9 protein-coding genes are annotated in these 10,772 nt (G+C 65.9%); 5 read left to right on the top strand and 4 right to left on the bottom strand.

All coding sequences use genetic code 11. The annotated features are described in order from the left end of the window. Positions 1-261: 261 nt before the first annotated feature. Positions 262-471 carry a hypothetical protein gene (locus N5C28_RS23135; RefSeq protein ID WP_279825760.1) on the top strand — a complete coding sequence of 70 codons (210 nt, stop codon included), beginning with the start codon at positions 262-264 and terminating at the stop codon, positions 469-471. A gap of 21 nt (positions 472-492) precedes the next feature. Beyond that, complete coding sequence (dinB, locus tag N5C28_RS23130; RefSeq protein ID WP_279825759.1) at positions 493-1,554, top strand: DNA polymerase IV; 1,062 nt, start codon at positions 493-495, stop codon at positions 1,552-1,554. Between the two features lie 12 nt (positions 1,555-1,566). Here the strand turns inward: dinB and N5C28_RS23125 are convergent, their stop codons facing one another. From N5C28_RS23125 to N5C28_RS23110, 4 genes are read right to left on the bottom strand one after another with little or no spacing between them, the layout of a single operon-like run. Further along, on the bottom strand, positions 1,567-1,971 hold the full coding sequence (locus N5C28_RS23125; protein ID WP_279825758.1) for an META domain-containing protein: 405 nt from the start codon (positions 1,969-1,971) through the stop codon (positions 1,567-1,569). After that, positions 1,971-2,405, bottom strand: a complete 435-nt coding sequence (locus N5C28_RS23120; RefSeq protein WP_279825757.1) for a hypothetical protein — start codon at positions 2,403-2,405, stop codon at positions 1,971-1,973. Before N5C28_RS23120 ends, N5C28_RS23125 begins: the two co-directional genes overlap by 1 nt. Positions 2,406-2,432: 27 nt before the next feature. Then, positions 2,433-3,428, bottom strand: coding sequence for a 2-hydroxyacid dehydrogenase (locus N5C28_RS23115; RefSeq protein WP_279825756.1), 996 nt, complete (start codon positions 3,426-3,428; stop codon positions 2,433-2,435). 23 nt (positions 3,429-3,451) lie between these two features. Beyond that, positions 3,452-6,205 (bottom strand): response regulator, encoded by a 2,754-nt coding sequence (locus N5C28_RS23110; RefSeq protein ID WP_279825754.1) that lies wholly within the window; start codon positions 6,203-6,205, stop codon positions 3,452-3,454. Between the two features lie 120 nt (positions 6,206-6,325). Here N5C28_RS23110 and N5C28_RS23105 point away from each other — a divergent pair, with 120 nt between their 5' ends. The 3 genes from N5C28_RS23105 (at position 6,326) to N5C28_RS23095 (ending at position 10,651) form a co-directional block, all read left to right on the top strand. Then, positions 6,326-7,036 carry a response regulator transcription factor gene (locus tag N5C28_RS23105; protein WP_279825753.1) on the top strand — a complete coding sequence of 237 codons (711 nt, stop codon included), beginning with the start codon at positions 6,326-6,328 and terminating at the stop codon, positions 7,034-7,036. Beyond that, positions 7,033-8,370: a sensor histidine kinase gene (locus N5C28_RS23100; RefSeq protein WP_279825752.1), complete on the top strand. Its 1,338-nt coding sequence runs from the start codon at positions 7,033-7,035 to the stop codon at positions 8,368-8,370. Before N5C28_RS23105 ends, N5C28_RS23100 begins: the two co-directional genes overlap by 4 nt. A gap of 205 nt (positions 8,371-8,575) precedes the next feature. Next, positions 8,576-10,651 (top strand): TonB-dependent receptor, encoded by a 2,076-nt coding sequence (locus N5C28_RS23095; RefSeq protein WP_279825751.1) that lies wholly within the window; start codon positions 8,576-8,578, stop codon positions 10,649-10,651. Positions 10,652-10,772 lie beyond the last annotated feature (121 nt).

Here is a 10,772-nt window from a genome sequence, read left to right as displayed (position 1 = left end):
CGGCCATTCTATCCATCTGCGGGGGGCTGTCAACCGTTACCTTCGGAAAAAATGTTTTTTGTTCAGATGCTTAGCGTTTCCGGTCAACGCCTCGAAGCGGCTTCGGCCCTGTCATACGGGCGTTTCAGCCGCTTGAAGGGGCGGCTTTTTGCCGGTTGAATGTCGATAGGTATCGACAGGCAGTGTGGCCTCATCGGCGCGGCGTAGCCCCGGAGGGGAGTGTTGGGCTAGAGTCCGCGGCTATTCAACAGGAGGACCCCCATGGGACGTGAATGCAAAGCCTGCGGCGCAACCGTGATGAATGGCCTGGAAGCCTGCCCGGCGTGCGGCACCCGCTTGTCCAACAAAGTCACTTACCTGCGCCTGGCGGCTCTGGCAATGATCGTGGTGCTGGTGGCCAAGGCGTATCTGGACAAGCCCGCCGAAACCGACACCGCGCCAGCGGCGCCCGCCAGCGCGGCCGAACAGTGACCTGCCGCCTGTAGCGAAACGATGGGCGCGCGAAAGATCATTCATGTCGATTGCGACTGCTTCTACGCGGCGATCGAGATGCGCGACGACCCGAGCCTGGCCAACAAGCCCTTGGCGGTGGGCGGGGCGGCGGATCGCCGGGGCGTGATCGCCACCTGCAACTATGAGGCCCGGGCCTACGGCGTACGCTCGGCCATGGCGTCGGGGCATGCGCTCAAACTCTGTCCCGACCTGCTGATCGTCAAGCCGCGGATGGATGTCTACAAGGCGGTTTCCCGGGAAATTCACGCGATCTTCCGTGATTACACCGACATCATCGAGCCGTTGTCGCTGGATGAAGCCTACCTGGACGTCTCCGACAGCCCGCACTGCGCGGGCAGCGCCACGCGAATCGCCCAGGAAATCCGTCGGCGGGTGTCCCAGGAACTGCACATCACGGTGTCTGCCGGGGTCGCGCCGAACAAGTTCCTGGCCAAGATCGCCAGTGACTGGAAGAAGCCCAACGGCCTGTTCGTGATCACCCCGGACCAGGTCGATGATTTCGTGGCGGAGCTGCCGGTCAGCACCTTGCATGGTGTTGGCAAGGTCACCGCCGACAAGCTGGCCCGTCGGGGCATTGTCCTGTGCCAGGACCTGCGCGAGCGCGGCAAGTTGTCATTGGTTCGGGAATTCGGGAGTTTCGGCGAGCGCCTGTGGAACCTGGCGCGTGGCATCGACGAGCGGGCGGTGCAGACCGACAGTCGCCGCCAGTCGGTGAGTGTCGAAAACACCTACGATCAGGACCTGCCCGATCTTGCCGCCTGCGTCGCGCAGTTACCGCAATTGCTCGACGAACTGGCCAGGCGCATGACGCGGCTGGATGCGAGTTACCGGCCGGACAAACCCTTCGTCAAGGTCAAGTTCCACGACTTCACCCAGACCACCCTGGAGCAGGCCGGTGCAGGGCGCGACCTGGCCAGCTACACCGCACTGCTGGGCGCCGCGTTCGCCCGGGGCAACAAGCCGGTGCGCCTGCTCGGGGTGGGCGTGCGCCTGCACGACCTGCGGGGCCGGCAGGAGCAGCTGGAGCTGTTCTCGTCCTAGCCGCGGCTGGACTCAGCCTTCTTCCGGCCAGAGGCGGATCGGCTTGCCGTCGGCCGGCCACAGGCGCAGTTGGTCCTGCGAAGACATGTCCCAGCGCACCACCGTCCCCAGGTACTCGAGGAAACGGCCTTCCTGCTCCATCAACGCCGGCGCACAGAGTTTGCGCGTGCTGCCCGGCGCGCCGAAGCTCAGGCTCTTGCCGTCCAGGGTGTAGCTGGCGAACCAGTGGTTGCAGCCCGCGTTGCCATAGGCACGGCCTTCGCCGTCGAGGGTGATGGTCAGGTGGCTGCGGTCGATGAGCGGGCGCTCGCCGATCCATTCCACCTGGTAAGTGCGTTCCGTTTCCAGTTGCAGGGGGGCACTGGCACAACCGAGCAGGCTGGTGCCGAGCAGGCCGATGCTGAGTGCGTGTTTCATCAGGCTTCCTTCTGGCAGCGTGGGCAGAGGTGGCGCTCCCCGACGCTGCGCCAGCCCAGTTCATGGATGCGGGCTTGGGCGGCGGGGGCCTGGGCTTTCTTGCCGAGACTGGCGTCGACGGCGAATTCGAAGTCCAGCTGTTTGTCACAGCTGTCGCATTTCACCTGCCAGGTGTGGATGGCCAGTTCGCCGAAGACCGGGCCGTGGGCGACGGCCACCCATTGGCCGGGCGGGTTGATCAGGTGGCGGACTTTTTCCACTTGCAGGCGCATGGAGAGGTCCTTGCTGCCCTTGAGGGTGACCAGCAGGCTGTCGCCGCCCTGTATCGAGCCACCGTTGCCGGTGACCTGGTAACGGCCCGGCGCCAGGGCGCGGCACTCGATCAGGGTGTGTTCGGGGTTGAGCAGGTTGTAGCGAAAATCGTGTTCAGCCATGGTTCCTCCGGATTGGCGCGAATGCTATCACGGGCGGGGCTGAACCCGATTGACCGGCGAGCCGGCCGCCCAGGCATCGATGTTGTCGCGGGTGGTGCCGGCGATGGCCGCCAGCGCCTCGCGGGTGAGGAAGGCCTGGTGGGCGGTGACGATCACGTTGGGAAAGGTCAGCAGTCGCGCCAGCACGTCGTCCTGCAACGGCAGGTCGGAGTGGTCTTCGAAGAACAGCGCCGCTTCTTCCTCGTAGACGTCCAGGCCCAGGTAGCCCAACTGGCCGCTCTTCAGGGCGTCGATCAGCGCTGGGGTGTCGATCAGCGCGCCGCGCCCGGTGTTGATCAACATGGCGCCACGTTTCATGTGTTGCAGGCGTTCGGCGTCGATCAGGTGGTAGCTGCTGTCCGTCAGCGGGCAGTGCAGGCTGATGATGTCGCTTTCACGGATCAGCTGTTCCAGCGGCACCTGCTGCGCTGGCAGGCGCTCCAGGTCGCTGACCGGGTAGGGATCGAACACCTTCAGGCGACAACCGAACCCGGCCATGATCCGCGCCAGGGCCAGGCCGATCTTGCCGGCGCCGACGATGCCGACGGTCTTGCCGTGCAGGTCGAAGCCGGTCAGGCCATGCAGGGAGAAATCCCCTTCGCGGGTGCGGTTGAAGGCGCGGTGCAGGCGGCGGTTGAGCGCCAGGATCAGCGCCGCGGCGTGCTCGGCCACCGCGAAGGGCGAGTAGGCCGGGACATGCACCACGCACAGGCCGAGCCGCTCGGCGGCCGCCAGGTCGACATGGTTGTAGCCCGCCGAGCGCAGGGCGATCAGGCGCGTGCCGCCCTCGGCCAGGCACTCCAGTACCGGGGCACCGAGGTCGTCGTTGATGAAGGCGCAGACCACCTCGCAGCCCTTGGCCAGGGCGGCACTGTCCAGCGACAGCCGGGCTTCCTGGTACTGCAGGTGCCAGGAAGCGGGAAAGTCGGCCGTGGCGAAGCTGTCACAGTCATAGGGCTTGCTGCTGAACAGGATGATGCGCATCGACTGGGCGTCTCCGTTGCCGGTCAGGCGGTGGTTTCGGCGACCGTGGCCAGCCGCTCGATGGCTTCGTCCAGCTCATCCAGGGCCTGGGGCGCCGCCGGGTCGTTCTGCTTCAGCAGGCTTTCGCTGCGCTGGCAGGCTGCGCGCAGCTGCGGCACGCCGCAGTAGCGGGTCGCGCCGTGCAGGCGGTGCACGCGTTCGATCAGCGCCGTGCGGTCGCCGGACTCCCGGGCCTGGCGGATCGCCTGCCGGTCGGTTGGCAAACCGGCCAGCAGCATGGCGAGCATGTCCGCCGCCAGGTCGGCCTTGCCGGCGGCCAGGCGCAGGCCTTCGGCGGCGTCGAGGACTTCGGCTGCCTGGCCGGGACCTTCGTGGTTCTGCGGGTGCTCCGGCCCCAGGTTGCGCAGCGACAGGCCGGTCCACTTGAGCAGGGTCTGGGCCAGTTGCCGCTCGCCAATGGGCTTGGTCAGGTAGTCATCCATGCCGCTTTGCAGCAGCGCGCGCTTTTCGTTGGCCAGGGCATGGGCGGTGAGGGCGACGATGGGCACCGGCGTCTGGTTGCGCTCGCTTTCCCACTGGCGGATCGCTTCGGTGGTCTGCCGACCATCCATGCCGGGCATCTGCACGTCCATGAAGATCAGGTCGAAATTCTCTGCCTTCGCCAGGTCCAGCGCGGCATAGCCGCTGTCGGCCGGGGTGACCTTGGCGCCCATGTCGTCCAGCAGGGTCTGCACCAGCAGCAGGTTGGCCGGGTTGTCGTCGACGCAGAGGATCTTCGGTGTGCGGCTCGGCCCCGGCTGGACGATTTCCTGGCGGGTGTGGCGCGGGCTGATGAGGTCGGACAAGGCCCGTTGCAGCTTGCGCGTGCAGGCCGGCTTGGCCTGCAACTGGCTGTGGGCGTCGGGCAGGATGTCGTGGTAGAGCGTCTGCTCGGTGGTGGGGCAGAGCACCACGCTCTTGCAGTCCAGGTGATCGAGGTCCCAGACGCGCTGGCCCAGGTATTCGGGGGGCAGGTGCTGTGCGGTGACGCCGAGCACCGCCAGGTCGATGCGCTGGGCACCCTGGCGTGAGGTGCCGACCGCTTCGACCAGGGCATCGATGTCGGCGAAGGCGTGGACCTGCAAGCCGCAGTCTTCGAGCTGGTGCTGCAGGGCCTGGCGCGACAGGTCGTGGCTTTCCAGGATCGCCGCGTGACGGCCCAGCAGCGGCGGACGCGGCAGGTCTTCGGCGTCGTCGCGGGCCTTGGGCAGGCTCAGGCTGATCCAGAATTCGGAACCCTGGCCCGGGCTGCTGTCCACGCCGATTTCGCCGCCCATCTGTTCGATCAGGCGCTTGGAAATCACCAGCCCCAGGCCGGTGCCGCCGGCCTGGCGCGACAGGGAGTTGTCCGCCTGGCTGAAGGCCTGGAACAGCGCGCGCAGGTCGTCCGGCGACAGGCCGATGCCGGTGTCCTGCACGCTGATGCGCAACTGCGCGCGGTCGGCGTCCTCGTCCTCGAGCATGGCACGGATGACGATGCTGCCCTTGCGGGTGAACTTGATGGCGTTGCTCACCAGGTTGGTCAGCACCTGGCGCAGGCGCAGGGGGTCGCCGACCAGCGACAGCGGCGTATCGCGGTACACCAGGCTGAGCAGTTCCAGCTGTTTCTCGTGGGCCGCCGGGGCGAGGATGGTCAGGGTGTCCTGAAGCAGGTCGCGCAGGTTGAACGGAATGCTTTCGAGCACCAGCTTGCCGGCCTCGATCTTCGAGAAGTCGAGGATCTCGTTGATGATGCTGAGCAGGCTGTCGGCGGATTTCTCGATGGTGCCCAGGTAGTCCTGCTGGCGCGGGGTCAGCTCGCTCTTCTGCAGCAGGTTGGTGAAGCCGAGGATGCCGTTGAGCGGGGTGCGGATCTCGTGGCTCATGTTGGCCAGGAACTCGGACTTGATGCGGCTGGCCTCCAGGGCCTCCTTGCGCGCGAAGTCCAGCTCGATGTTCTGGATCTCGATGGTTTCCAGGTTCTGGCGCACGTCTTCGGTGGCCTGGTCGATGCTGTGCTGCAACTCTTCCTGGGCGTTCTGCAGGGCCTCGGCCATGCGGTTGATGCCGGATGCCAGCTCGTCCAGCTCATGGCTGCCGAGGGGCGGCAGGCGGGTTTCGAGGTGGCCGTCCTTGAGCTGCGCGACGCCGTTCTTTATCTGCAGCAGGGGCTCGTTGATGCTGCGGCTCATGCGCAGGGCGAGCAGGGCGGTGACGATCAGGCCGGTGGCGATCAGCAGCAGGCTGGTGACCAGGCTGCGGTAACCGCTGAGCAGGGTGTTGTGGTGCGACAGCTCCAGCTCGACCCAGCCGAGCAGGCGTTCGCTGTCGGGGACTGAGGCTTCGTCGGTGAAGCTCAGGTGCTGTTCCAGCACCGGCAGCAGGAAGCGCGTGGTGTCCTGGCCGCTGTGCTGGCCAGCCTGGGATTCGCCGAGCACCGGTTCCGGGGTCAGCATGCTCGGCCCGGCATGGGCCAGGCGCGTGCGTTCGGCGCCGAGGAAGCTCACGGCGCGAACGTCCGGGTGTTCCAGGGCCTGGCTGGCGATGCGCTGCAGCAGGGCCGCGTCGCTGTGCTGCAGAGCCGGTGCAGCGAGGGGCGCAAGCTGCTCGGCGACCATTTGCCCGCGTTGCAGCAGCTGCGCCTGCAGGCCGGAGAGTTGCACCCAGGTGAAGTAGCCGCCGAGCACCAGCGCCAACAGGCTGGTCGGCAGCAGGGTGAGCATGAGCACGCGGCCTTTGATGCCTAGATCCTTGAACACTCGATTCCTCCCGCGTTGTCGTTTGCGCAGTGTAGCGATTCACCGTTCGAGAATCTGTAGGTGAGTGTCACGTGGATCGGCGGTAGAATTGTTCTCATTTACCGTTGTGGTGTATTCGTGATGCAGGCCTGTTTCTCTGTTTCCCCCCGTATCCTGGCGGTCGAAGACGACCCGCTGCTCGCCGCCCACCTGCAATCGCACCTGCAGGGCCGCGGCTTCGACGTGACCCTGAGCGACGACGGTGGCAAGGGGCTGCACCTGGCCGAGCGGGGCGATTACGACCTGGTGCTGATGGACATCATGCTGCCCGGCCTCAGTGGCCTGGAGGCCCTGCAGCAGCTGCGCAAGCGCCGCGGCGTGCCGGTGATTCTGATGTCGGCGCTGGGCGCCGAGCAGGACCGCATCGCCGGCTTTACCCAGGGCGCCGACGATTACCTGCCCAAGCCGTTCAGCCTCGGCGAGCTGAGTGTGCGTATCGATGCCGTGCTGCGGCGGGTGGCCTACGAGCGCCGGGACCAGTCGGCTCCCGTGCCGGAAGGCGCGTTGCAGTTCGACGAAGGCCGGGCGGATGTCAGCCTGGCGGGTGCCTGGGCAGGGCTGACGCCCACCGAGTTCCGGCTGCTGGATCTGCTCTGGCGGCACAAGGACGAAGCCCTGAGCAAACCCTTCCTGTACCAGCAGGCCCTGCGCCGGGCCTATGCGCAGCATGACCGCAGCCTGGACATGCACGTCAGCCATATCCGCCGCAAGCTGCAGTCCATCGGCTACACCGCGTCGCGGGTGGAAACGGTCTGGGGCAAGGGTTACGTGCTCGTCCAGGCCAACCCATGAGCCTGCCAGGCTGGCACTCGCTGTTCTGGAGACTGACCGGCGCACTGGCGCTGTTCTGCCTGTTGCTGGTGAGCCTGCATGTGGACCTGGGGCGCCTGCTGACGGAGGCCACGTCCTACCTGCCGGCGTCGACCAAGGCGGTGCTGGTCGAGCATGCCCGCAAGGCCGAGACGGCCCTGGATGAGCGCGGCGTGGCCGGCGTCGATGACTTTCTGCAGGACCTGCGCCAGCGCGAGCAGATCTGGGCGGTGGTGGTCGATGAGCACCAGCACTCCCTGTCCTCGGTGCCGCTGACCGAGGAGGAACGGCAGCGGCTGAATTTCGTGCGCAAGCTCGACTTCCCCGTGGGCCGGCCCGGCGGTACGCCGACCTTCTACATTCCCTTCACCGATGGTGAGCGGCGCCTGGTGATGGAGTTGCCCGCGCACTTGAGTCCGCGTAAGTACAGCGAACTGTGGGAAGTGCTGGCGCAGCGGGTGCTGCCGACCCTGCTGGCGATCGTGCTCGGCGTGCTGCTGTACCGCCTGCTGATCGCGCCGCTGGCGATCCTGCGCCGCCAGGCGGCGGCCCTCAGTGCGGGTGATCTGTCCGCCCGGGTCGGCCCGCAGGTGGCGCGCCGACGCGACGAGCTGGGCGAGCTGGCGCGCACCTTCGACCACATGGCCGGGCGCCTGGAAAACACCGTGTCGTTCCAGCGCCAGCTGCTGCGCGACCTGTCCCACGAATTGCGCACGCCGCTCAGCCGGCTGCGGGTGGCGGGGGAGAACGAGCAGGACATCGATGCGCTGCGCCAGCGCCTGGAGCGCGAGGTCGAGGGCATGGACAAGCTGATCGGCGAAACCCTGGAACTGGTCTGGCTGGACACCGAACGCCCGAGCCTGCCGCTGGAACCGGTGGATGTCGGCCGGTTGTGGGACGTGCTGCGGGAAAACGCCTGCTTCGAGACCGGCTGGAACGTGCAGCAACTGCCCTGCGAGCTGCCGGCCGAGTGCAGGGTGCGGGGCAACCTCAACGGCCTGGCCCAGGCCCTGGAAAACATCCTGCGCAACGCCATTCGCCATTCACCCGCCGATGGCGTGGTGCGCCTGGCGGGGCGTCGTGCAGGAACCCACTGGCACCTGTGGGTCGATGACCAGGGGCCGGGTGTCCCGGCGGATCAGCTCGAACAGATTTTCCGTCCGTTCACCCGGCTCAATGCAGCCCGCCCGGGCGGCGATGGCTTCGGCCTCGGCCTGGCCATCGCACGCAGCGTGGTGGAGATGCAGGGCGGTGGCGTGTGGGCGGAAGCGGGTGACCCCGGCCTGCGGGTCTGCCTGCGGATGAAAAGTGTATAGATTGTAAATAGGATTTACTCGCATTTAGCTCTGCGTATCATCTGCGTCGGCGGTTGGCGCGGGCATGTCTGAACGGCGCTTCTCGATGGGGGTGACCCCCCTTCCGCCTGCATGCCTGCGGCCTTTCCGGTCGTAAGTCGAGCCGCCTGGCTCGTCGCACTTACTGAACCGACGAATCACCTTCGGTGATGATCAGGAGATCCAGATGTCACGCGCTTCATACGCGCTCGGTGCCGCACGGCAGCCAGCGTTCAAGAACACCCTGTTGGTCACTGCCCTGGCGTCCCTGGCCTGTTCGGCCCACGCCGATGAGCCGGCGGACCTCGGTCCGGTGGTCGTCACGGCCTCCGGTTTTGAACAGAGCGTCAAAGATGCGCCTGCCAGTATCTCGGTCATTACCGCCGAAGAGCTGAAGAAGAAGTCCTACAGCGATATCACCGATGCGCTGAAGAACGTGGCCGGCGTGCAGATCGCCGGCGGCGGGGTCGAGCGCTCCGTGATGATTCGCGGCATGACCTCCGACTACACCCTGTTCCTGATCGACGGCCGCCCGGTGCAGGGCAACGACTCCTTCGGCCTGAACGGTACCCAGGGCGGCACGCCGATCAACTTCTTGCCGCCGCTGGAAGCCATCGAGCGCATCGAGGTCATTCGCGGCCCGGCCTCTTCCCTGTACGGTTCCGATGCCATGGGCGGTGTGGTCAACGTCATCACCAAGCGCAGCCGCAATGAGTGGTCGGGCAGCATCACCAGCGAATACCTGATGGCCGACAGCTCGAACAAGGTCAACGAGGACGGTTTCCAGACCAGCGCCTACCTCAATGCGCCGCTGATCGACGACGTGCTGTCGCTGCAACTGACCGGCGACTTCCAGAAGCAGGAAGAAAGCCATTTCACCGGCGCCGATGACAGCCAGGCTTCCGACCCTGAGTACAAGCGCCGCAACGCCGGTGGCAAGCTGAGCTGGAACATCGACGAGCAGAACATGCTGACCCTGGGTCACACCCAGGCCGTGCAGGAGCGCTGGACCCACCCGGGCCGCAGCGTGGCCGCCACCGAAGAGGCGTCCTACAACGAGTCGATCAAGAAGAACTACTACGTGACCCACGAAGGCCGCTTTGACGACCTGCTGTGGAACAGCTACATCGACTACGACACCACCGAGAACCCGAGCCGTGTCAACGCCAACACCGGCAACGGCATCGAGTTCGAGGTGCTGACCGCCAACACCCAGGCCACCTATTTCATGGGTGCCCACACCCTGACCGGCGGCCTGACGCACAAGTACGAAAACCTGGAAGACGGCTCCACCAGTGGTCTGCGCCCGCCCGTGGTGCCGGTGGCCGACGCGGTGGTCGAGATGAACCGCTACCAGAACTCGATCTTCCTCGAGGACGACTGGAGCCTGACCGACGACCTGACCCTGACCCTCAGCGGCCGCTACGACGACAATCAGGTGTTCGGCGGCCATTTCAGTCCCAAGGTCTATGCCGTTTACCACCTGAACGACAACTTCACCCTCAAGGGCGGCATGACCTCCGGCTACAAGGCACCGAGCCTGCGGTCTAGCGCCACCGATTTCGGGGCGACCTCCCGGGGCGGGGTGATCATCGGCAACCCCGATCTGACGCCGGAAACCAGCGTCAACCATGAGCTCGGCATCGCCTACGAGAACATCGAGCACGGCCTGAACACCACGCTGACCGTCTACAAGATCGATTACGAAGACAAGATCAACCGCACCGGCCGCGTGTGCGCGCAGAACGTCGCGTGCGAATACAACGGCACCTCCTATCCGGCCCATGCCTTCGGCTACACCGCCTACGAGAACATCGCCAAGGCCGAACTCAAGGGCGTCGAGTTCACCCTCGACTACCAGTTGCTGCCGGACGTGATGTACCGCCACAGCTACACCTTCACCCACACCGAGCAGAAGTCCGGCGAGTACAAGGGCGAGCCGCTCAACGACGTGGCCAAGCACATGTTCAACGCCTCCCTGGACTGGCAGGCCACCGAAAAACTCAACCTGTGGACCCAGTTCAACTTCCGGGGCGAAACCTCGGGGCGCTGGCAGACCGGCACCAGCGGTGCCAGTACCAACGGCGTGACCTACCCGTCCTACAGCTTTGTCGATGTCGGCCTCGTCTACCAGGCCACCAAGGACCTGAGCCTGAAGACCGGCGTTTATAACCTCGGCAACAAGAAGGTCAACATCGAAGACGGCTTCGCCTCCAACCTGGACGGCCGGCGCTACATGTTCGCCTTCACCCAGCGTTTCTGATCCGCCTCACCCGATCCGCGCCTGCTGCAGGCGCGGATCGGGGCATTCCCTGTGGCTGACTGCCTGAACCCCAGGCTCCAGAGAGTCCCCAGCCGGTTTCACCCGATAAAAGCCTGATAAA

The organism is Pseudomonas sp. GD03944 (genome assembly GCF_029839275.1).
Classification (GTDB): domain Bacteria; phylum Pseudomonadota; class Gammaproteobacteria; order Pseudomonadales; family Pseudomonadaceae; genus Aquipseudomonas.
This window is presented reverse-complemented; position numbering and strand designations above follow the sequence as displayed.